Raw genomic sequence first — 21,506 nt, forward strand, 5'->3', positions numbered from 1 at the left:
GTAAAATAGCCGCATTTTTCGTATTCCATGATGCGCGGCCTGCTGCCGCGCTTACCTAAGAAGAATTGATTATGACGTTGTCTCCTTATCTGCAAGAGGTGGCCAAACGCCGCACTTTTGCCATTATCTCGCACCCGGATGCCGGTAAAACGACCATCACCGAGAAGGTGCTGCTGTTCGGACAGGCGATCCAGACCGCGGGTACCGTTAAAGGCCGTGGCTCCAGCCAGCATGCTAAATCCGACTGGATGGAGATGGAAAAGCAGCGTGGTATTTCGATTACCACCTCCGTGATGCAGTTCCCGTATCATGACTGCCTGGTGAACCTGCTGGACACCCCGGGGCACGAAGACTTCTCCGAAGATACCTACCGTACCCTGACGGCCGTGGACTGCTGCCTGATGGTGATCGACGCCGCGAAAGGTGTTGAAGATCGTACCCGCAAGCTGATGGAAGTCACTCGTCTGCGCGATACGCCGATCCTCACCTTTATGAACAAACTCGACCGTGACATCCGTGATCCGATGGAGCTGATGGATGAAGTGGAAAACGAGCTGAAAATCGCCTGCGCGCCAATCACCTGGCCGATTGGCTGCGGCAAGCTGTTCAAAGGGGTTTACCACCTCTATAAAGACGAAACCTACCTGTATCAGACCGGTAAGGGCCACACCATTCAGGAAGTCCGCATCGTGAAAGGGCTGGACAACCCGGAGCTGGACGCCGCTGTCGGTGAAGAGCTGGCCGCGCAACTGCGCGATGAGCTTGAGCTGGTCAAAGGCGCCTCTCACGAGTTCGACAGAGAACTGTTCCTGAGCGGTGACATTACCCCGGTCTTCTTCGGTACCGCACTCGGCAACTTCGGCGTTGACCATATGCTCGACGGTCTGGTTGAGTGGGCCCCGCAGCCGATGCCGCGTAAAACCGACACCCGCGAAGTAGAAGCGAAGGAAGAGAAGTTCTCCGGCTTCGTCTTTAAAATTCAGGCCAACATGGACCCGAAACACCGCGACCGCGTCGCCTTTATGCGCGTGGTTTCCGGTAAGTACGAAAAGGGCATGAAGCTGCGTCAGGTGCGTATTGGTAAAGACGTAGTGATCTCCGACGCGCTGACCTTCATGGCGGGCGACCGTTCGCATGTAGAAGAAGCCTATCCGGGTGACATCATTGGTTTACACAACCACGGTACCATTCAGATCGGCGATACCTTCACGCAGGGCGAGATGATGAAGTTCACCGGTATCCCGAACTTCGCGCCGGAACTGTTCCGCCGCATTCGCCTGCGCGATCCGCTTAAGCAGAAGCAGCTGCTGAAAGGCCTGGTCCAGCTTTCGGAAGAGGGGGCTGTACAGGTGTTCCGCCCTATCGCCAACAACGATCTGATCGTGGGCGCTGTGGGTGTGCTCCAGTTTGACGTGGTAGTTGCCCGTCTTAAGAGCGAGTACAACGTGGAAGCGATTTACGAATCGGTGAACGTGGCGACCGCGCGCTGGGTTGAATGTTCAGACGTGAAGAAATTCGAAGAGTTTAAGCGTAAGAACGAAGTTCAGCTGGCGCTGGACGGTGGCGATAATCTGACCTATATCGCCCCGACTATGGTTAACCTGAACCTGACGCAGGAACGTTATCCCGACGTTCAGTTCCGCAAAACGCGCGAGCATTAATTCCCTCACAGAGCACGGCAGCCGCCGTGCTCTTCTTTAATTCCAGTGTTATTAAACCCTTGCGGAATGTTCTTAATTCAACGTAATTTTTCGCTATTCGTTCGTTTTTTCCCCAATTCTGAATGCACCCCTCTGATTGTGATCTATATTTAACTCAGTGTTTAGCACCGGGCGTGGATGAATTAACTGTTCAATGCATGTCCACTGGTTCTCCACTTCGCCCGTGTGTTAATTCGCAATATATAAAACCAAGATTTAGGGAAGTATGTCGCCCAAATAACGGGCAAAACACAGGAATAAATCGATGAATATGACAAGACTGAAGATTTCTAAAACTCTGCTGGCTGTAACGTTGGGTAGTATCCTGGTAAGCGGTTCTGCTCTGGCGGAATCCAGCACCATGGATAAAGCGCAAAATACCGCTAATACCGCAGGGGAAAAAATCGATAGCTCTATGAATAAAGTCGGTAATTTCATGGATGACAGCTCTATCACAGCAAAAGTGAAAGCCGCACTGGTGGATCATGAATCCATTAAGAGCACCGATATTTCTGTTAAAACCGACAACAAGGTTGTCACTCTGAGCGGTTTCGTTGAAAGCCAGACCCAGGCTGAAGAGGCCGTTAAAGTAGCGAAAGGCGTTGAGGGCGTAAGCTCTGTAAGCGACAAACTGCACGTACGTGACAGCAAAGAATCGTCGGTGAAGGGCTATGCCGGAGATGCAGCAACTACCAGCGAAATCAAAGCTAAACTGTTAGCTGACGACATCGTGCCATCCCGTATGGTGAAAGTTGAAACCACCGATGGCGTGGTCCAGCTGTCCGGTACGGTTGAGAACCAGGCACAAAGCGATCGTGCCGAGTCAATTGCGAAAGCTATTGATGGTGTGAAAAGCGTCAAAAACGATCTGAAAACGAAGTAAAGCAGTACCACTCGCCCGTCTGGCTGAAAACCGCGGGCGAAATAAAAACGACTCTGGAAAAGCCGGTGAGTGACCTGAGCGCTCACGTTTAGCGGCCGACATTAACTATGGTAAAGGAGAGGCTTATGTTTCGTTGGGGCATTATATTTCTGGTTATCGCGTTAATTGCCGCCGCATTGGGCTTTGGTGGACTGGCGGGTACCGCGGCATGGGCAGCGAAAATTGTTTTCGTCGTCGGTATTATTCTGTTCCTGGTCAGCCTGTTTACGGGTCGACGTCGCCCGTAGCAAACGCAATAGTTATTAAACAAACTCAAGCCAGTCCTCGTGACTGGCTTTTTCTCGTTTGAGAACCATCGGGAATGTGCGTTACTGTGTCTCATCAAAATAATGAAAACAGGAAGGCAGAGGTGGGGCAACGAATTCCCGTGACGCTCGGCAATATTGCGCCGCTGACGTTAAAACCGTTTCATGCAGGCCAGCTTGCGCTGGTCTGTGAAGGGGGTGGGCAGCGCGGTATTTTCACCGCCGGCGTACTCGACGAATTTATGCGCGCGCAATTCAACCCGTTCGATCTCTATTTCGGTACCTCTGCCGGGGCGCAGAACCTCTCCGCCTATGTCTGCAACCAGCCCGGCTATGCGCGCAAAGTGATTATGCGCTACACCACCTCCAAAGAATTCTTCAATCCGGTACGCTTCGTACGCGGCGGGAACCTGATCGATCTCGACTGGTTACTGGATGCCACCTCCAGCCAGATGCCGCTGGCCATGGATACCGCGTCACGACTGTTCGATACCGGCAAAGCGTTCTGGATGTGCGCCAGCCGTGGCGATGACTATTCACCGGGTTACTTTTCGCCGCAGAAAGAGAACTGGCTGGATATCATTCGCGCTTCCAGCGCGATCCCGGGTTTCTACCGTACCGGCGCGCTGCTGGAGGGGATAAACTATCTTGACGGCGGTATCAGCGACGCGGTGCCGGTACAGGAGGCCGCACGTCGCGGGGCGAAAACCATTGTGGTGATCCGCACGGTGCCTTCTCAGATGTATTACACCCCACAGTGGTTTAAGCGGATGGAACGCTGGCTGGGCGACAGCAGCCTGCAACCGCTGGTGAATATCGCGAAGCAGCATGAAACCACCTACGGCGCGATGCAGCGTTTTATTGAAAAACCACCGGGCAAGCTGCGCATCTTTGAAATTTACCCGCCGAAGCCGCTGCTGAGCATGGCGCTGGGCAGTCGGCTGCCTGCGTTGCGTATGGATTACAAAACGGGGCGGCTATGCGGGCGATACTTCCTGGCGACCGTCGGGAAAATGCTGGCCGAGCAACCGCCTCTTCATCGGCATAAAAGCATCATATTGCCACCCGCTAGTGTGGCCAATGACGCGGTGGCGATGCCGCTGGTGGACGCGCCGCAGGCCAACGACGGCATACTCGATAACGAGGACCTGGCGTGACGCACTCTTTTATCGATACCCATTGCCACTTTGATTTCCCGCCGTTTAGCGGGGAGGAAACATCAAGTATTGCGCGTGCGGCTGAGGCCGGTGTGAGAGCCATTATTGTGCCCGCTATTGAAGCGGCGAGATTCGAGAAAGTCCTGGCGCTTGCCCAGGGTCACGATGCGCTGTATGCCGCGCTGGGTCTGCATCCGATCGTGATTGAGCACCATCTTGATGACCATCTCGACAGGCTGGATGCCACGCTGCAAAACGCGGATACGAAGCTGGTTGCCATCGGTGAGATCGGCCTCGATCTCTATCGTGAAGATCCGCAGTTTGAGCGCCAGCAGACGATCCTGGATGCGCAGCTCCGGCTGGCAAAGCGCCACGATCTGCCGGTGATCCTCCACTCCAGGCGTACCCATGACAAACTGGCGATGCACCTGAAGCGCATCGACGTGCCGCGCAGGGGCGTGGTCCATGGTTTCGCTGGAAGCCTTCAGCAGGCGCAGCGTTTTATCGAGCTGGGCTATAAAATTGGTGTCGGCGGCACTATCACCTATCCGCGTGCCAGCAAAACCCGGGATGTGATGGCGCAGCTCCCCCTGTCTTCGCTCCTGCTGGAAACGGATGCCCCTGACATGCCGCTGAATGGTTTTCAGGGCCAGCCCAACCGCCCGGAGCAGGCGGCGCGCGTTTTTGATGTGTTGTGCGAGCTGCGTCAGGAGCCTGAAGATGTGATTGCCAGCGCGCTGCTGGAAAATACCCGCGCGGTCTTCGGCATCACGCTATAGATAAAGGGTCGGGCGGATCACCGTGATCTGCTGCCTTTCCAGGGCCTGCGCCAGCGGCTCGATGTCCTCCGGCGCGGCGCTCCGCCATCGCGCCGCCTCCCCGTAAACCCCATGGGCATGAAACGCGTTGATCCGCACCGGAACGTTCCCCAACGCGTGGATAAAAGCGGTCAGCGATGACAGATGTTGCAGATAATCACACCGATCGGGGATCACCAGCAGGCGCAGCTCTGTCAGGCGATGACGATCGGCCAGCCAGCGGATGCTCTGCTTGATCAGCGTGTTTTCGCGCCCGGTCAGAAAACGGTGATGTTCATTGCCCCAGGCTTTCAGATCCACCATCGCGCCGTCAAACACCGGTAACAGCTTTTGCCAGCCGGTTTCGCTTAACAGGCCGTTGCTGTCCACCAGGCACGTCAGATGGCGCAGGGACGGATCGGCTTTGATCGCGGTGAACAGCGCAACCACAAACGGCAGCTGCGTGGTGGCCTCACCCCCGCTGACGGTCACGCCCTCAATAAACGGCGCGGACGTGCGGATCCGTGAGAGGATCTCCTCGACGCTGTATCGCTGCGCCATCGGCGTCGCCTGCTGCTGACACAGGTGCAGGCAGGTATCGCACTGCTGACAGTGACTCTCCTGCCACCAGACGCGCCCGGCCTGAATCGTCAGCGCATCATGAGGACAGTGGGGAACACAGTCGCCGCAGTCGTTGCAGCGCCCGATGGTCCACGGGTTGTGGCAGGTTTTGCAGCGCAGGTTACAGCCCTGGAGGAACAGCGCCAGGCGGCTGCCCGGCCCGTCCACGCAGGAGAAGGGAATAACCTGACTAACTAAAGCGCATCTGCTGTTCATGGCTTATCACGCGTGGCTGACGTTCCAGAATACGGGTATTGCGCGCGGCCTCCTCGCCGAGCCAGGTGGTGTTGGTGCGCGAGCCGGCCTCCCGATATTTCTCCAGATCGGAGAGCCGCACCATATACCCGGTAACGCGCACCAGGTCGTTTCCGGCCACATTCGCGGTGAACTCACGCATACCGGCGTTGAACGCCCCCAGGCACAGCTGCACCACCGCCTGAGGATTGCGTTTAACCGTCTCATCCAGGGTGAGAATATCGCTGATCCCCGAATGATAATGTTTATGGTGCGGGGCTACGGCCAGCAGGTGGCTGATGGGATCTGGCTCGTCACCGTACGGCAGACGCGCCCCCGGCGTGGTGCCTGAATCAGAACTGATCCCTGACTGCGCGTGCAGCATCGCGCGGTGCTGCCAGCCGTGTTTCACCGGCGTGTTTTCAACGAACGCCGCCAGCTGTTCACTGATGCGGTAACCCAGCGCATTGGCCTGCTCGTTTTTACCGTACCGTCCCGTAATGCCTGCTTTCTCGCACAGCACGTTTACCGCTTCGGCCAGACCGTACATGCCAAACATCGGTACAAAACGATCGGCATCAATCAGCCCCTCTTTCACCAGGAAGCTATTCTCAAAGAAGCCGGATTGTTCATATAAAAAATCGCAGCGCGCATTAATGATCGCGATTTGTTGCTGGCAGTAGTGGGGAAGGGTACGGGTGAAAAAGTCTTCCGGTGAGCGGCTGTGCTCCGCAATCGCTTTCAGGTTAAGGCGCACCAGCGTGCTGCCGCCGCCCGCCAGCGGCAGGGAGTTGTAACAGCTCACCACGCCATAGCGACCTTTTGTGAAAATTTTATCATTTACCGGGCCATTGGAAATATGCGGCTTACTACACTCACAAATGTTTTTCGCCACGCTCATCAGCAGATCGTCAGGGGTGACGTCCGGGTCGTAAATAAAGGTCAGGTTCGGCGCGACCTGCTTCAGCTCTGCGTCCGCTCGCAAAATGGCACGCGTGACGGGCGTATCCGCCGGGCCGATATTGGCATGCATAAAGGCATCGGGCAGGGTTCTGTCCAGGTAACGCCAGAAACGTTTTATTCGGCTATCGATTTCATCCTGTGTTAGAATTTTAACATATGGGTTGAGTATCTCATCGAGCTGACCCAGATAGACTGGCATCGATGTGACGGACGGAACATGGTGATAAAGGATAGTGAGCAGTGACAGGGCATCATCCAGATCTTTCGCCCCTTCCAGCTCCAGCCATTCTGAGCCGTTAGCCAGAAATTTAGCGTAGTCCGGCAGCACGTAGCGCGGTTTGTAAGGCGCATGACCTTCGAACATGTCGCAGATGTATCCCTCGTCCAGCGCGGCGCGGGCCGCCTCTGGCAGAGCGGGATAGAGCAGATTGTTCTCCGCTTCCAGCGCCAGAAAATGACGTTTTTGTTCCGGGGTTAACACCGGGCTGGTCACAATGTGCTGGCATCGTTGTTGCAGGGCGTCGGGCATGTTCAACTTCCTTGAGGGTTCTGCGGATGGTGAACGAATTGTAAGAAGCCAGCCTGCCGGGGCTTTTGATCCGACAGGGGGTATCGCTGCTTTTGTCGGCGGTTGACGCATGAAAGTTTGAAGAAGATCTCATTACAGTAATGCAAATTTGCACACAGTTTTCATTAACTGTGATGAATGTCGAAGTGTGGATGCGGGTGAATGTTAGAATACTCACAGACCCGCAAGGTAAAATTTATACGGCACTGCCGTTGGAGAATGTTATGACCGATTTAACTGCAAGCAGCCTGCGCGCGTTGAAACTGATGGACCTGACCACCCTGAATGATGACGACACCAATGAAAAAGTCATCGCCCTGTGCCATCAGGCAAAAACGCCAGTGGGTAATACCGCCGCCGTCTGTATCTACCCGCGCTTTATCCCGATTGCCCGCAAAACGCTGAAAGAACAGGGCACGCCGGACGTGCGCATTGCGACCGTGACTAACTTCCCGCACGGTAATGACGACATCGAGATCGCGCTGGCGGAAACCCGCGCGGCGATTGCGTACGGCGCAGACGAAGTTGACGTGGTTTTCCCGTACCGCGCGCTGATCGCCGGCAACGAGCAGGTCGGTTTTGACCTGGTGAAAGCCTGTAAAGACACATGTGCGGCGGCAAACGTGCTGCTTAAAGTGATCATCGAAACCGGCGAGCTGAAAGAAGAGGCGCTGATTCGTAAAGCGTCTGAAATCTCTATCAAAGCGGGCGCGGATTTCATTAAAACCTCTACCGGTAAAGTGCCGGTCAACGCGACTCCGGAAAGCGCGCGCATCATGATGGAAGTTATCCGTGATATGGGCGTGTCCAAAACTGTTGGCTTCAAACCGGCAGGCGGCGTGCGTACCGCAGAAGACGCGCAGCAGTTCCTGGCGATTGCCGACGAGCTGTTCGGCGCCGACTGGGCGGACTCCCGCCACTACCGCTTCGGCGCGTCCAGCCTGCTGGCCAGCCTGCTGAAAGCGCTGGGTCACGGTGACGGTAAGAGCGCAAGCAGCTACTAAGTTTGAATTGCCGGGTGGCCTACGCTAACCCGGCCTACAGGATCGTAGGGCGGGTCAACATACCCGCCGCCATTCACCCGATTCCGCATGGAGGTTACCGTGTTTCTCGCACAAGAAATTATTCGTAAAAAACGTGATGGTCATGCATTAAGCGACGAAGAGATCCGCTTCTTTATCAACGGCATTCGTGATAACACCATCTCTGAAGGGCAGATTGCGGCTCTGGCGATGACCATTTTCTTCCACGATATGTCGATGCCTGAGCGCGTGTCACTGACCATGGCGATGCGAGATTCAGGAACCGTTCTGGACTGGAAAAGCCTCAACCTCAACGGCCCGATTGTGGACAAACACTCCACCGGCGGCGTGGGCGACGTGACCTCCCTGATGCTTGGCCCGATGGTGGCAGCCTGCGGCGGTTACATTCCGATGATTTCCGGGCGCGGCCTGGGTCATACCGGCGGTACGCTCGACAAACTGGAAGCCATTCCGGGCTTCGATATCTTCCCGGATGACAACCGCTTCCGCGACATTATTAAAGACGTTGGCGTGGCGATTATTGGCCAGACCAGCTCTCTTGCGCCAGCAGACAAGCGTTTCTACGCGACGCGTGACATTACCGCGACCGTAGACTCCATCCCGCTGATCACCGCCTCTATCCTCGCCAAAAAGCTGGCGGAAGGGCTGGACGCGCTGGTGATGGATGTGAAAGTGGGCAGCGGCGCGTTTATGCCGACCTATGAACTCTCTGAGGCGCTGGCTGAAGCGATCGTTGGCGTTTCCAACGGCGCGGGCGTGCGCACCACCGCACTGCTGACGGACATGAACCAGGTGCTGGCGTCCAGCGCCGGTAACGCCGTTGAAGTCCGCGAGGCCGTGCAGTTCCTGACAGGCGAATACCGTAACCCGCGTCTGTTCGATGTCACCATGGCACTGTGCGTTGAGATGTTAATCTCCGGCAAGCTGGCCAAAGACGACGCTGACGCCCGCGCGAAGCTTCAGGCGGTGCTGGACAACGGCAAAGCGGCGGAGATCTTTGGTCGGATGGTGGCGGCGCAGAAAGGCCCGACCGACTTCGTGGAAAACTACGCGAAATACCTGCCCACCGCGATGCTCAGCAAAGCGGTCTATGCGGACAGTGAAGGCTTTGTCTCGGCTATGGATACCCGCGCGCTCGGCATGGCGGTCGTGTCTATGGGCGGCGGTCGTCGTCAGGCATCGGACACCATTGATTACAGCGTCGGCTTTACCGATATGGCCCGTCTGGGCGACAGCGTTGACGGCCAACGTCCGCTGGCGGTGATCCACGCGAAAGACGAAGCCAGCTGGCAGGACGCGGCGAAAGCGGTGAAGGCGGCAATAACTCTTGACGATAAAGCACCGGAAACCACACCGACGGTCTATCGTCGTATCACTGAATAGCGGTATACTGATCTGATCGCATTTTTATGAAGCACTAAGTACGGAGAACAATTATGAAACGTGCATTTATTATGGTGCTGGACTCATTCGGCATCGGCGCAACCGAAGATGCAGAACGTTTTGGTGACGTGGGTTCCGATACCCTGGGTCACATCGCGGAAGCCTGTGCAAAAGGCGAAGCGGACAACGGTCGTAAAGGCCCTCTGAACCTGCCAAACCTGACCCGCCTCGGGCTGGTAAAAGCGCATGAAGGTTCTACCGGTAAAATCGCAGCCGGTATGGACGGAAACGCGGAAGTGGTGGGCGCCTACGCGTGGGCGCACGAGCTCTCTTCCGGTAAAGATACGCCGTCCGGTCACTGGGAAATCGCTGGCGTGCCGGTGCTGTTTGACTGGGGTTACTTCTCCGATCACGAGAACAGCTTCCCGCAGGAGCTGCTTGATAAGCTGGTGAAGCGCGCCAACCTGCCGGGCTACCTCGGCAACTGCCACTCTTCCGGTACCGTGATTCTGGATCAGCTCGGCGAAGAGCACATGAAAACCGGCAAACCGATTTTCTATACCTCTGCTGACTCTGTGTTCCAGATCGCCTGCCACGAAGAGACGTTTGGCCTGGATAAACTGTACGAGCTGTGCGAGATCGCCCGTGAAGAGCTGACCGAAGGCGGCTACAACATTGGTCGTGTTATCGCGCGTCCGTTTATCGGCGACAAAGCGGGTAACTTCCAGCGTACCGGCAACCGTCACGATCTGGCCGTGGAGCCACCGGCGCCGACCGTGCTGCAAAAACTCGTCGACGAGAAAGACGGCCATGTCGTTTCCGTAGGTAAAATCGCGGACATCTACGCTAACTGCGGCATCACCAAAAAGGTCAAAGCGACCGGTCTGGATGCGCTGTTCGACGCCACCATCAAAGAGATGAAAGAAGCGGGCGACAAGACCATTGTCTTCACCAACTTCGTGGACTTCGACTCCTCCTGGGGTCACCGTCGCGACGTTGCCGGTTATGCCGCGGGTCTGGAGCTGTTTGACCGCCGTCTGCCAGAGTTGATGGAGCTGGTGGGGGAAGATGACATTCTGATCCTGACCGCTGACCATGGCTGTGACCCGACCTGGACCGGTACCGACCACACCCGTGAGCACATTCCGGTGCTGGTGTACGGCCCGAAAGTCAAACCGGGCTCGCTGGGTCATCGTGAAACCTTCGCGGACATCGGCCAGACGATTGCGAAATACTTTGGTACGTCTGACATGGAATATGGCAAGGCTATGTTCTAAACGGATTGGGTGAGGCCTGATGCCCTCACCCCGACCCTCTCCCACAGGGAGAGGGAGAACAGAATGTAGGCCGGGTAAGGCGCAGCCGCCACCCGGCAAAAACAACAATGTAAAAGGAACTGAAGATGGCAACTCCTCACATTAATGCAGAAATGGGTGATTTCGCTGACGTCGTATTGATGCCGGGCGACCCGCTGCGCGCGAAGCACATTGCTGAAACCTTCCTCGAAGACGTGCGTGAAGTGAACAACGTGCGTGGCATGCTGGGCTTCACCGGTACCTATAAAGGCCGCAAAATCTCCGTGATGGGTCACGGCATGGGTATCCCATCCTGCTCCATCTACACCAAAGAGCTGATCACCGATTTCGGCGTGAAGAAAATCATCCGTGTCGGCTCCTGCGGCGCGGTGCGCATGGACGTTAAGCTGCGTGACGTGGTGATCGGCATGGGCGCGTGCACCGACTCTAAAGTCAACCGCATTCGCTTTAAAGATCATGACTTTGCGGCCATCGCTGATTTTGACATGGTGCGTAACGCGGTTGACGCAGCAAAAGCGCTGGGCGTTGACGCGCGCGTGGGCAACCTGTTCTCTGCCGATCTGTTCTACTCGCCAGAAGGCGATATGTTCGACGTGATGGAAAAATACGGCATTCTGGGCGTAGAAATGGAAGCGGCCGGTATTTACGGCGTGGCGGCTGAATTCGGTGCGAAAGCGCTGACCATCTGCACCGTGTCTGACCATATCCGTACTCACGAGCAGACCACCGCTGCCGAGCGTCAGACCACCTTCAACGACATGATCAAAATCGCGCTGGAATCCGTTCTGCTGGGCGATAAAGAGTAAGAGCTGTTGTGCCGGGTGGCGGCCTCGCCTGACCCGGCCTACGGTTTTGTAGGCCCGCTAAGCGCAGCGCCAGCGGGCTTTTTTACTAGCGCACGGCCTGAGCAATCCACGCCGATACATCCCGCAGCTCTTTTTCCTGCTCCGGAAAATCCCCAATTAATGCATCACACTCCTGCTGCAACATATCCGCCCGATACAGACAGCCCTGTAAACGTGCGGCCAGCGCCTCCAGCGGTGCAGGATTGAGACTATCCGTAAAGACCTGCGTGCGGGTAATATGGCCCTTCTCCACGTCAAAGTGCAGCTCAACGCCGCCCCATGTAAATCGCTCATCCAGCAGGTGTGAAAACGCCGGTGCCTGACCGAAGTTCCACTCCCAGCTGCTCTGGCGCGCAAAGGTTTCCGCGAAGTTGGGCAGGTCCGGTGTTTTGTCAGGGGAGATCACTTCAGCTTCTACCCGCTCACCGTAATGTTTGAAGAAGGCTTCACGGATCGCATCGCAAATGCGTTCATGAGTAATCCCCGGCAGCAGATCCACCAGATTCGCCACGCGACCGCGCACGGAGGTAATGCCTTTCGCCTGGAGCTTTTTCTTGTCCGGGTTCAGATAGTTTGCCAGACGGCTCAGATCGGCATTCAGCAATAATGTGCCGTGGTGGAATCCGCGATCCATCGTTTCGCGGTAGGCTGAGCCTGACACTTTCCGGTCGCCTTCAGGTGTTTTCACTACCAGATCGTTACGACCCGAGGCTTCAGCCGTCACGCCGAGCGAATTGAGCGCGTTGAGCACAATGGAGGTCGAGATGGTTTTGTCGTATTCCGGCTTGCCCGCCATAAAGGTAAAGCAGGTGTTGCCGAGATCGTGGAACACCGCACCGCCGCCGCTGCTGCGGCGCGCCAGGCGGACGTTGTCCTCTTCCATACGGCGGGTGTTACACTCTTTCCACGGATTTTGCGCGCGGCCAATAACGACCGTATCAGCGTTGCGCCAGAGAAACAGGACGCGCTGGGTGGCGGGCATCTGGCGGAAGATGCACTCTTCTACCGCGAGATTAAACCAGGGATCGTAAGAGTCAGAGATAAGCAGGCGTAACGTCGACATGGCAGAGTTCCTTTTCCGAATCATCCGCCTACTTTATCACTATTCTTTCTTCTCGCTCTCTTCCTCTTCGGGAACTGACTTGCTGGCGGTTAACAGGAACGGCGACTGCTGCCAGCGGGTGCGCTTGCCTTGCAGCAGCGTGCGCGCCAGTACCACGCCAATCGCCAGCGAGAGCAGCAGCATCAGGCGCAAAATATTGGTGGTGTTATCCACCTGTTTGGCTTCGGTTGGCAGGGTGTGGGTGTCGAGTGTCAGACGTAAATAGCCGAGTGGGCCATTCTTGCCCTGAATGGGTTCAACGATTTGTTGATTGAAATAACCGCCAGCTTTTTTGCCGTCCAGCGCCAGCCTGTCGCGCACGTCGACATGCTCACCCGCGCGGGCAATCAGGTCGCCCTGTTCATCGTACACGCCCGCATCCAGAATGCGGCTGTTTTCCGTAAGCTGGCGCAATACCTGCGCTATCCGCTTGTCATCCGGTGTTTCGGTGCGCATAGACGGCGCAACGTTGAGCGTCACCTGGCGCGCCAGCGTACGGGCCAGTTCTTCAAACTGTGGGTTACGCTGTCGTTGGTGATTCTGGCTAAACCAGGATGCCCCCTGCATAAGCGCCACTAATAGTGCGAGACAGATAAGGACAATCACGGCGCGATGAAGCCGGAATTTCAGTTTTGCGCGAGCCATATTCCACCTGCTTAAAATTTACGGCTTAATGTTGCCAGAAGTGATGGTTACAGGGTAGCCTCATGCGTTATTTTCCCTCTGGAACCTTCCGGCGCGAACGAAATTACAGGAGCTTCAATGCCGAACATTACCTGGTGCGACCTGCCAACGGATGTCTCTTTATGGCCAGGATTGCCGCTCTCTTTAAGTGGCGATGAGGTGATGCCTCTCGATTACCACGCTGGCCGTAGCGGCTGGCTGCTGTACGGACGCGGCCTGGATAAGCAACGCCTCACCCAGTATCAAACTAAACTGGGCGCAGCGATGGTCATCGTTGCGGCCTGGTGCGTGGAAGATTATCAGGTTATTCGCCTGGCGGGTTCCCTGACGCAGCGCGCCACGCGTCTGGCGCACGACGCCGGGCTGGACGTAGCCCCGCTCGGCAAAATTCCGCACCTGAAAACGCCCGGCCTGCTGGTAATGGACATGGACTCCACCGCCATTCAGATCGAATGTATTGATGAGATTGCTAAACTGGCGGGTAGCGGCGAGCTGGTGGCGGAAGTCACCGAGCGCGCGATGCGCGGCGAGCTGGATTTCACCGCCAGCCTGAGACAGCGCGTGGCGACCCTGAAGGGGGCCGATGCTAACATTTTGCGTCAGGTGCGCGATGAACTGCCCCTGATGCCAGGGCTGACGCAGCTGGTGCTCAAGCTGGAGACGCTCGGCTGGAAAGTGGCGATTGCCTCCGGTGGGTTCACCTTCTTTGCCGATTACCTGCGTGACAAGCTGCGTCTGACCACCGTGGTGGCAAACGAGCTGGAGATCATGGACGGCAAACTCACCGGACAAGTGATTGGCGACATCGTGGATGCGCAGTACAAAGCCAATACGCTGACGCGTCTGGCGGAGAAATACGCCATTCCGGTCGAACAGACCGTCGCCATCGGCGATGGCGCGAACGATCTGCCGATGATCAAAGTTGCCGGACTGGGTATTGCCTACCACGCCAAGCCGAAAGTGAATGAAAAGACGGAAGTCACTATCCGTCATGCTGACCTGATGGGCGTGTTCTGCATTCTCTCCGGCAGCATTAATCAAAAATAGCGGCCTGCTTTTGTAGGCCGGGTAAGCGTCAGCGCTATCCGGCGCGCAGACCGCACAGAAATAACGAGGTAAACCGTGGCGAAAGCTCCAAAACGCGCATTTGTCTGTAATGAATGTGGTGCGGATTATCCGCGCTGGCAGGGGCAATGCAGCGCCTGTCATGCCTGGAACACCATCACCGAAGTGCGTGGTGTGGCGGCTTCGCCGAGCGTGGCTCGCAATGAACGGCTGAGCGGCTATGCGGGCAATGCAGGCGTGTCGAAGGTACAAAAACTTTCGGATATCAGCCTTGAGGCGCTGCCGCGCTTCTCAACCGGATTCAAAGAATTTGACCGCGTGCTCGGCGGTGGCGTAGTGCCGGGCAGCGCTATTCTGATCGGCGGTAACCCGGGCGCGGGTAAATCGACCCTGCTGCTGCAAACGCTCTGCAAGCTCGCCGAACAGATGAAAACCCTGTACGTCACGGGCGAAGAGTCACTCCAGCAGGTGGCGATGCGCGCGCACCGCCTCGGTCTGCCGACCGGCAATCTGAATATGCTCTCGGAAACCAGCATCGAGCAGATCTGCATGATCGCCGAAGAAGAGCAGCCGAAGCTCATGGTGATCGACTCCATCCAGGTGATGCACATGGCGGACATTCAGTCGTCACCGGGGAGCGTGGCGCAGGTGCGTGAAACGGCTGCGTACTTAACGCGCTTTGCCAAAACGCGCGGCGTAGCGATAGTGATGGTGGGCCACGTCACCAAAGACGGCTCGCTGGCCGGCCCGAAAGTGCTTGAGCACTGTATCGACTGCTCGGTGATGCTCGACGGCGATGCGGATTCCCGTTTTCGTACCCTGCGCAGCCATAAAAACCGCTTCGGCGCGGTGAATGAACTGGGCGTGTTTGCCATGACCGAGCAGGGGCTACGCGAAGTCAGCAACCCGTCGGCCATCTTCCTGAGCCGTGGCGACGAAATTACGTCCGGTAGTTCGGTGATGGTGCTGTGGGAGGGGACGCGTCCGCTGCTGGTTGAAATTCAGGCGCTGGTGGATCACTCGATGATGGGTAATCCGCGGCGCGTGGCGGTCGGTCTGGAACAGAACCGCCTGGCGATCCTGCTGGCGGTGTTGCACCGTCACGGCGGCCTGCAAATGGCGGATCAGGACGTGTTCGTCAACGTGGTTGGTGGGGTGAAGGTTACGGAAACCAGCGCGGATCTGGCGCTGTTGCTGGCGATGGTCTCCAGCCTGCGCGACAGACCGTTGCCGCAGGATCTGGTGGTATTTGGCGAAGTAGGGCTGGCGGGCGAAATTCGCCCGGTGCCGAGCGGTCAGGAGCGTATCTCCGAAGCGGCAAAACATGGCTTTCGCCGCGCAATTGTTCCGGCCGCCAACGTGCCGAAAAAAATCCCGGAAGGGATGCAGGTTTTTGGCGTTAAAAAACTCGCAGATGCGTTAAATGTCTTTGACGACTTATAATTACGTATTCGATTTTGCAGGAGGCACCGTAATTTATGTCATCATTTGACTACATCAAGACCGCTATCCGCCAGAAGGGCTGCACGTTGCAGCAGGTGGCGGACGCCAGCGGCATGACCAAGGGCTACCTGAGCCAACTGCTGAACGCCAAAATCAAAAGCCCCAGCGCGCAGAAGCTGGAAGCGCTGCACCGTTTTCTGGGGCTTGAATTTCCGCGGATGCAAAAGAACATTGGCGTGGTGTTCGGTAAGTTCTACCCGCTGCATACCGGGCATATCTATCTGATCCAGCGCGCCTGTAGCCAGGTCGACGAGCTGCATATCATCATGGGTTATGATGAAACCCGCGATCGCCAGCTGTTTGAAGACAGCGCTATGTCGCAGCAGCCCACCGTGCCGGACCGCCTGCGCTGGCTGCTTCAGACCTTTAAGTATCAGAAAAATATTCGTATTCATGCCTTTAACGAAGAGGGCATGGAGCCGTACCCGCACGGCTGGGACGTGTGGAGCAACGGCATCAAAGCGTTTATGGAAGAGAAGGGCATTGCACCTAACTGGATCTACACCTCTGAAGAGTCCGACGCGCCGCAGTTCCGCGAGCATCTGGGTATCGAAACCGTGCTGATCGATCCTAAACGCACCTTTATGAACATCAGCGGGGCGCAGATCCGCGAGAACCCGTTCCGCTACTGGGACTACATTCCGACCGAGGTGAAGCCGTTCTTCGTGCGTACGGTGGCGATCCTCGGCGGCGAGTCGAGCGGGAAATCGACGCTGGTGAATAAGCTGGCGAATATCTTCAATACCACCAGTGCGTGGGAGTATGGCCGCGATTACGTCTTCTCACACCTCGGTGGTGACGAGATGGCATTACAGTATTCCGACTACGATAAAATCGCGCTTGGTCATGCCCAGTACATTGATTTTGCGGTGAAATACGCCAATAAAGTCGCGTTTATTGATACCGATTTCGTCACCACGCAGGCATTCTGTAAAAAGTACGAGGGGCGCGAGCACCCGTTTGTGCAGGCGCTGATTGATGAATACCGCTTTGATCTGGTTATCCTGCTGGAAAACAACACCCCATGGGTAGCCGACGGCATGCGCAGCCTGGGCAGCTCGGTAGACAGGCGTGAGTTCCAGACCATGCTGGTGGAGATGCTTAACGAGAACAACGTTGAGTTTGTGCATGTGGAAGAGTCGGATTACGACACCCGTTTCCTGCGCTGCGTCGAGCTGGTGAAAGAGATGATGGGTGAGCAGGGGTAAAAGATTTACCCCTCACCCTAACCCTCTCCCCAAAGGGGAGAGGGGATCGCACGGAGCTGTCTTTACCCTCTCCCCCGTGGGGAGAGGGCAGGGTGAGGGGGAACAAACCACTCAGAACTCAACCACCACTTTCCCACGCATATGCCCCTCCAGCACCATGCGGTGCGCTTCGGTAATGCTTTCCACGCTCAGCCCGTGCAGCGTTTCGCTGAGCGAGCTTTCCACCACGCCGTTATCCACCAGCTTCGCCACCTCATTTAAAATCTCGCCCTGGCGCGCCATATCCGCGGTCTGGTACATGCTGCGGGTGTACATAAATTCCCAGTGCAGGGCGGCAGATTTGGACTTCAGCTTGTCCTGGTTTAGCGGATGCGCATTTTCAACGATGGAACAAATGTGTCCCTGAGGGGCAATCAGATCGCTGACCGCATCCCAATGCCCGTCAGTGTCGTTGAGGATAAAAATGTAATCCACAAAGGTGAGCCCCTGTTTCGCCAGTTCACCCTTCAGGTCGCGGTAATCTACGACAACGTCAGCCCCGCGATCGCGACACCATCGGGCGGAATCTTCTCGTGAGGCGGTTGCGACGATCTTCACCTTACTGTTGTGCTTCGCAAACGGGATCGCCAGCGATCCGACTCCACCCGCGCCGCCAATTATCAGCAGCGTTTTATCTGCGTCGGCATCCTGAATCTTCAGCCGTTCAAACAGGCCTTCCCACGCGGTGAGCGCCGTCAGCGGCAGTGCTGCCGCAGAGGCCCAGCCAAGGTTTGCAGGCTTGTGCCCGACAATGCGCGCATCGATAAGCTGGTGCGTGGTATTGCTGCCCGGTCGGGTGATATCCCCCGCGTACCATACTTCGTCACCCGGTTTAAATCCGGTGACGCCAGCCCCGACGGCTTTGACGATCCCGCTGGCATCCCACCCGAGAATGCGCGGCTCCTTCAGCCCGCTTTTAGCAATGCCTGCATGTACCTTGGTGTCCACCGGGTTTACGGAGACGGCTTTCACCTCCACCAGCAGATCGTACTCGCCGGGCTGCGGCATCGGCGGGGTAATTTCAACGAAGGTGGAGGGATTTTCTGGGTTAACGGCAATGGCTTTAACAGACATGATGTTCTCCTCAATGAATGCGTTGTGTTGAGGCTAGTCTATTAAGTGGTCAGTTGCATGATAAGATGGACAATCAAGAACTCAGCGTTCGTACAGGGTGAACAATCATGTTTAAACAGCTACAGGATATGGCGCTGTTTGCGCTGGTGGCTGAGATGGGCAGCTTTACTGCGGCGGCCCAGAAGGCTGAACTGCCGAAATCCAGCGTCAGCCAGCGCATTAGCCAGCTGGAGCAGCAGGTGGGGATCCGCCTGCTTAACCGCACGACGCGCAGAATAAGCCTGACGTTTGCGGGCGAGCACTATCTGGTGCACTGCCGCGAGATGCTGGCGGCCAGCGAGCGCGCGGAGTATGCCATTCAGCGCCTGCGAGAAAACCCCAGCGGACGGCTGAGGATCACCTGTCCGGCAGGGATTGGCGCGACGCTGCTGGCGCATATGAATGCCGAGTTCCAGCTTCGCTACCCTGACGTGTCGCTGGATGTATCAATCTCAGACGATGTGGTGGATCTGGTCGAGGCGGGCTTTGACGTGGCGCTGCGTACCGGTAAACCGCAGGATTCTTCCCTGATTGGTCGCATGATTGGGCACTGTCCGCGCTACATGCTGGCCTCGCCTGACTATCTGGCACGTCGGGCGCCGTTAATCCATCCACGACAGCTGGTGGATCACCGCTGCATTACGCACCGGGCATGGTCGGAGTGGCTTCTGCGAAGCGAGAGTGAAGATTACCGCTACCTGCCGGATAACGCCCACATGACGGATAACCTGGTGTACGCCCGAGAATGCGCCATTGCCGGGGCGGGGATCACGCTGTTACCCGCATTCCTGCTGGAAGATAAAATCGAAAAGGGCGCGCTGGTAAAGGTGCTACCGGAGTGGCGCGTTGAGGGGAACGATCTCTGGCTGGCCTATCCGAGCCGTAAGCTCAATTCGCCTGCGCTGATGAGCTATATCGACTTTGCGATGCAGTTTGATGAGGTGAAGCGGTATTACGTGGGCAAATAAAAAAGCCGGGTGGTGGCTTCGCCTTACCCGGCCTACACACTGTGCGGCCTGATGCCCTCACCCAGGCCCTCTCCCACGCGGAGAGGGAACAAACATAAAAAACGGCAACCGAAGTTGCCGTTTTGCTTTTATTTCGCAATACGCTTGTACTTAATACGCTTCGGCTCCAGCGCGTCTGCGCCCAGCGTGCGTTTCTTGTACTCTTCGTATTCGGTGAAGTTACCTTCGAAGAACTCCACTTTACCTTCGTCCTGGTAGTCCAGAATGTGGGTCGCGATACGGTCAAGGAACCAGCGGTCGTGCGAGATAACCATGGCGCAGCCCGGGAATTCCAGCAGGGCGTTTTCCAGCGCGCGCAGGGTTTCGATGTCCAGGTCGTTGGTAGGTTCGTCGAGCAGCAGAACGTTGCCGCCAACCTGAAGCAGCTTCGCCAGGTGCAGACGACCACGCTCACCGCCAGACAGCTCGCCCACGCGTTTGCCCTGGTCGGTGCCCTTGAAGTTAAAGCGGCCAACATAGGCGCGGCTTGGCATCTCGGTGTTGCCGATACGCATGATATCCAGACCGCCGGAGACTTCTTCCCACACGGTTTTGCTGTTGTCCATCGCGTCACGGAACTGGTCAACGGAGGCCAGCTTCACGGTCTCACCCAGGGTGATAGAGCCGCTGTCAGGCTGTTCCTGACCGGACATCATGCGGAACAGGGTGGATTTACCCGCGCCGTTCGGACCGATGATGCCGACGATAGCGCCTTTCGGTACGGAGAAGGTCAGATCGTCGATCAGCAGGCGGTCGCCGTATGACTTACGCAGGTTGGTCACTTCAACCACTTTATCCCCCAGACGTGCTCCAGGCGGGATAAACAGTTCGTTGGTTTCGTTACGCTTCTGGTATTCGGTGTTGTTCAGCTCTTCGAAGCGCGCCAGACGGGCTTTGCCCTTGGACTGACGGCCTTTCGCGCCCTGACGAACCCACTCCAGCTCTTTCTCGATAGACTTACGACGCGCCGCTTCCTGAGACGCTTCCTGCGCCAGACGCTGATCTTTCTGTTCCAGCCAGGAGGAGTAGTTACCTTCCCACGGAATACCTTCGCCGCGGTCCAGCTCCAGGATCCAGCCCGCCACGTTGTCGAGGAAGTAGCGGTCGTGGGTAATTGCCACCACGGTGCCTTCGAAGTCGTGCAGGAAGCGTTCCAGCCACGCCACGGATTCCGCATCCAGGTGGTTGGTCGGTTCGTCGAGCAGCAGCATGTCTGGTTTTTCCAGCAGCAGGCGGCACAGCGCCACGCGGCGGCGTTCACCACCGGAGAGATTCGCGATTTTCGCATCCCAGTCCGGCAGACGCAGGGCATCTGCCGCGCGCTCCAGCTGCACGTTCAGGTTGTGACCGTCGTGCGCCTGGATAATCTCTTCAAATTTGCCTTGCTGAGCGGCCAGTTTGTCGAAGTCCGCATCCGGCTCGGCGTATTTGGCATACACTTCATCCAGACCTTTCAGGGCGTTAACCACTTCGGATACCGCTTCTTCAACGGATTCACGCACGGTGTGTTCCGGGTTCAGCTGAGGTTCCTGCGGCAGGTAGCCGATCTTGATGCCAGGCTGCGGACGGGCTTCACCTTCGATGTCTGTATCGATGCCGGCCATGATGCGCAGCAGGGTGGACTTACCGGCACCGTTGAGACCCAGAACACCGATTTTTGCGCCCGGGAAAAAGCTCAGCGAGATATTTTTAAGAATATGACGTTTCGGCGGGACAACTTTGCCGACACGATGCATGGTATAAACGAATTGAGCCACGTTGGACTTCGCCTCTTTTATCGTGATGAGAATGAATTTCAGCCTCGAAGTGTAGCCTTTTTCACGCCCTAATCCCAGCCAGGAACGTCGGGAGTGTTAAAACGCGCAAGAAAGGTAAAAAAGTGTCCATGACGTGGCGCGTTGTGGGATGCCTGGTTAGCATAAGTTGAGGTAACTTTAACGTGGCAAGACGCTGCAACTGACGAAAAACAA

At 56.7% G+C, this 21,506-nt stretch carries 19 protein-coding genes; 13 read left to right on the forward strand and 6 right to left on the reverse strand.

Translation table 11 applies throughout. The features are described from left to right. The first annotated feature begins 71 nt into the window (after positions 1-71). The 5 genes from prfC (at position 72) to ACQG2Q_RS03110 (ending at position 4,824) form a co-directional block, all read left to right on the forward strand. Positions 72-1,661: a peptide chain release factor 3 gene (prfC, locus tag ACQG2Q_RS03090; RefSeq protein ID WP_022646981.1), complete on the forward strand. Its 1,590-nt coding sequence runs from the start codon at positions 72-74 to the stop codon at positions 1,659-1,661. A gap of 304 nt (positions 1,662-1,965) precedes the next feature. Then, a complete protein-coding gene (gene osmY, locus ACQG2Q_RS03095) occupies positions 1,966-2,583 on the forward strand; it encodes a molecular chaperone OsmY (RefSeq protein WP_046619834.1) in 618 nt (205 codons plus the stop codon). A 125-nt stretch (positions 2,584-2,708) separates the two neighbouring features. Next, positions 2,709-2,870 carry a DUF1328 domain-containing protein gene (locus ACQG2Q_RS03100; protein WP_003856556.1) on the forward strand — a complete coding sequence of 54 codons (162 nt, stop codon included), beginning with the start codon at positions 2,709-2,711 and terminating at the stop codon, positions 2,868-2,870. Between the two features lie 122 nt (positions 2,871-2,992). Further along, positions 2,993-4,045: a patatin-like phospholipase family protein gene (locus ACQG2Q_RS03105; protein ID WP_023299272.1), complete on the forward strand. Its 1,053-nt coding sequence runs from the start codon at positions 2,993-2,995 to the stop codon at positions 4,043-4,045. Then, a complete protein-coding gene (locus ACQG2Q_RS03110) occupies positions 4,042-4,824 on the forward strand; it encodes a TatD family hydrolase (RefSeq protein WP_022646984.1) in 783 nt (260 codons plus the stop codon). Before ACQG2Q_RS03105 ends, ACQG2Q_RS03110 begins: the two co-directional genes overlap by 4 nt. On the opposite strand, the gene ACQG2Q_RS03115 is transcribed toward ACQG2Q_RS03110, so the two are convergent. Then, positions 4,819-5,679: a YjjW family glycine radical enzyme activase gene (locus ACQG2Q_RS03115; RefSeq protein ID WP_032625395.1), complete on the reverse strand. Its 861-nt coding sequence runs from the start codon at positions 5,677-5,679 to the stop codon at positions 4,819-4,821. The genes ACQG2Q_RS03110 and ACQG2Q_RS03115 overlap by 6 nt on opposite strands. After that, positions 5,654-7,189, reverse strand: a complete 1,536-nt coding sequence (locus ACQG2Q_RS03120; RefSeq protein ID WP_032625398.1) for a YjjI family glycine radical enzyme — start codon at positions 7,187-7,189, stop codon at positions 5,654-5,656. The genes ACQG2Q_RS03115 and ACQG2Q_RS03120 overlap by 26 nt, the downstream gene beginning before the upstream one ends. Before the next feature lie 263 nt (positions 7,190-7,452). Between ACQG2Q_RS03120 and deoC the strand changes: the two genes are divergently transcribed. The 4 genes from deoC (at position 7,453) to deoD (ending at position 11,776) form a co-directional block, all read left to right on the forward strand. After that, a complete protein-coding gene (gene deoC, locus ACQG2Q_RS03125) occupies positions 7,453-8,232 on the forward strand; it encodes a deoxyribose-phosphate aldolase (RefSeq protein ID WP_199004814.1) in 780 nt (259 codons plus the stop codon). Positions 8,233-8,331: 99 nt separating this feature from the next. Beyond that, positions 8,332-9,654 carry a thymidine phosphorylase gene (gene deoA, locus ACQG2Q_RS03130; protein ID WP_023299277.1) on the forward strand — a complete coding sequence of 441 codons (1,323 nt, stop codon included), beginning with the start codon at positions 8,332-8,334 and terminating at the stop codon, positions 9,652-9,654. Positions 9,655-9,707: 53 nt separating this feature from the next. After that, a complete protein-coding gene (gene deoB, locus ACQG2Q_RS03135) occupies positions 9,708-10,931 on the forward strand; it encodes a phosphopentomutase (RefSeq protein ID WP_003856540.1) in 1,224 nt (407 codons plus the stop codon). Positions 10,932-11,056: 125 nt separating this feature from the next. Then, complete coding sequence (gene deoD, locus ACQG2Q_RS03140) at positions 11,057-11,776, forward strand: purine-nucleoside phosphorylase (protein ID WP_003856538.1); 720 nt, start codon at positions 11,057-11,059, stop codon at positions 11,774-11,776. 85 nt (positions 11,777-11,861) lie between these two features. Here deoD and lplA read toward each other — a convergent pair whose 3' ends face one another. Then, a complete protein-coding gene (gene lplA, locus ACQG2Q_RS03145) occupies positions 11,862-12,878 on the reverse strand; it encodes a lipoate--protein ligase LplA (protein WP_063849738.1) in 1,017 nt (338 codons plus the stop codon). A 39-nt stretch (positions 12,879-12,917) separates the two neighbouring features. Next, positions 12,918-13,562, reverse strand: a complete 645-nt coding sequence (locus tag ACQG2Q_RS03150) for a YtjB family periplasmic protein (protein WP_015572615.1) — start codon at positions 13,560-13,562, stop codon at positions 12,918-12,920. Between the two features lie 117 nt (positions 13,563-13,679). On the opposite strand from ACQG2Q_RS03150, the gene serB reads away from it, so the two are divergent. The 3 genes from serB to nadR all read left to right on the forward strand — a co-directional run bounded on the left by serB (position 13,680) and on the right by nadR (position 17,377). Next, positions 13,680-14,648 carry a phosphoserine phosphatase gene (gene serB / locus ACQG2Q_RS03155; RefSeq protein ID WP_003856524.1) on the forward strand — a complete coding sequence of 323 codons (969 nt, stop codon included), beginning with the start codon at positions 13,680-13,682 and terminating at the stop codon, positions 14,646-14,648. A 75-nt stretch (positions 14,649-14,723) separates the two neighbouring features. Continuing rightward, a complete protein-coding gene (gene radA, locus ACQG2Q_RS03160; RefSeq protein WP_003856523.1) occupies positions 14,724-16,109 on the forward strand; it encodes a DNA repair protein RadA in 1,386 nt (461 codons plus the stop codon). 35 nt (positions 16,110-16,144) lie between these two features. Then, entirely contained in the window at positions 16,145-17,377 is a 1,233-nt protein-coding gene (gene nadR, locus ACQG2Q_RS03165) for a multifunctional transcriptional regulator/nicotinamide-nucleotide adenylyltransferase/ribosylnicotinamide kinase NadR (protein WP_003856522.1), read from the forward strand. Between the two features lie 111 nt (positions 17,378-17,488). Here nadR and ACQG2Q_RS03170 read toward each other — a convergent pair whose 3' ends face one another. Continuing rightward, positions 17,489-18,490 carry a zinc-binding alcohol dehydrogenase family protein gene (locus ACQG2Q_RS03170; protein WP_032676682.1) on the reverse strand — a complete coding sequence of 334 codons (1,002 nt, stop codon included), beginning with the start codon at positions 18,488-18,490 and terminating at the stop codon, positions 17,489-17,491. Between the two features lie 107 nt (positions 18,491-18,597). On the opposite strand from ACQG2Q_RS03170, the gene ACQG2Q_RS03175 reads away from it, so the two are divergent. Continuing rightward, complete coding sequence (locus tag ACQG2Q_RS03175; protein WP_063152281.1) at positions 18,598-19,497, forward strand: LysR family transcriptional regulator; 900 nt, start codon at positions 18,598-18,600, stop codon at positions 19,495-19,497. Positions 19,498-19,625: 128 nt separating this feature from the next. Here the strand turns inward: ACQG2Q_RS03175 and ettA are convergent, their stop codons facing one another. Beyond that, positions 19,626-21,293 (reverse strand): energy-dependent translational throttle protein EttA, encoded by a 1,668-nt coding sequence (gene ettA / locus ACQG2Q_RS03180; RefSeq protein ID WP_014882470.1) that lies wholly within the window; start codon positions 21,291-21,293, stop codon positions 19,626-19,628. Positions 21,294-21,506: the final 213 nt, after the last annotated feature.

This window comes from Enterobacter cloacae complex sp. 370H10, from assembly GCF_050031535.1.
Taxonomy (GTDB): domain Bacteria; phylum Pseudomonadota; class Gammaproteobacteria; order Enterobacterales; family Enterobacteriaceae; genus Enterobacter; species Enterobacter intestinihominis.

Bases quoted from the DNA above. Each gene is read 5' to 3' on its own strand.
- prfC (WP_022646981.1), top strand. From the start codon at position 72: ATGACGTTGTCTCCTTATCTGCAAGAGGTGGCCAAACGCCGCACTTTT.
- osmY (WP_046619834.1), top strand. From the start codon at position 1,966: ATGAATATGACAAGACTGAAGATTTCTAAAACTCTGCTGGCTGTAACG.
- ACQG2Q_RS03100 (WP_003856556.1), top strand. From the start codon at position 2,709: ATGTTTCGTTGGGGCATTATATTTCTGGTTATCGCGTTAATTGCCGCC.
- ACQG2Q_RS03115 (WP_032625395.1), bottom strand. From the start codon at position 5,679: ATGAACAGCAGATGCGCTTTAGTTAGTCAGGTTATTCCCTTCTCCTGC.
- ACQG2Q_RS03120 (WP_032625398.1), bottom strand. From the start codon at position 7,189: ATGCCCGACGCCCTGCAACAACGATGCCAGCACATTGTGACCAGCCCG.
- deoC (WP_199004814.1), top strand. From the start codon at position 7,453: ATGACCGATTTAACTGCAAGCAGCCTGCGCGCGTTGAAACTGATGGAC.
- deoB (WP_003856540.1), top strand. From the start codon at position 9,708: ATGAAACGTGCATTTATTATGGTGCTGGACTCATTCGGCATCGGCGCA.
- deoD (WP_003856538.1), top strand. From the start codon at position 11,057: ATGGCAACTCCTCACATTAATGCAGAAATGGGTGATTTCGCTGACGTC.
- lplA (WP_063849738.1), bottom strand. From the start codon at position 12,878: ATGTCGACGTTACGCCTGCTTATCTCTGACTCTTACGATCCCTGGTTT.
- ACQG2Q_RS03150 (WP_015572615.1), bottom strand. From the start codon at position 13,562: ATGGCTCGCGCAAAACTGAAATTCCGGCTTCATCGCGCCGTGATTGTC.
- serB (WP_003856524.1), top strand. From the start codon at position 13,680: ATGCCGAACATTACCTGGTGCGACCTGCCAACGGATGTCTCTTTATGG.
- nadR (WP_003856522.1), top strand. From the start codon at position 16,145: ATGTCATCATTTGACTACATCAAGACCGCTATCCGCCAGAAGGGCTGC.
- ACQG2Q_RS03170 (WP_032676682.1), bottom strand. From the start codon at position 18,490: ATGTCTGTTAAAGCCATTGCCGTTAACCCAGAAAATCCCTCCACCTTC.
- ACQG2Q_RS03175 (WP_063152281.1), top strand. From the start codon at position 18,598: ATGTTTAAACAGCTACAGGATATGGCGCTGTTTGCGCTGGTGGCTGAG.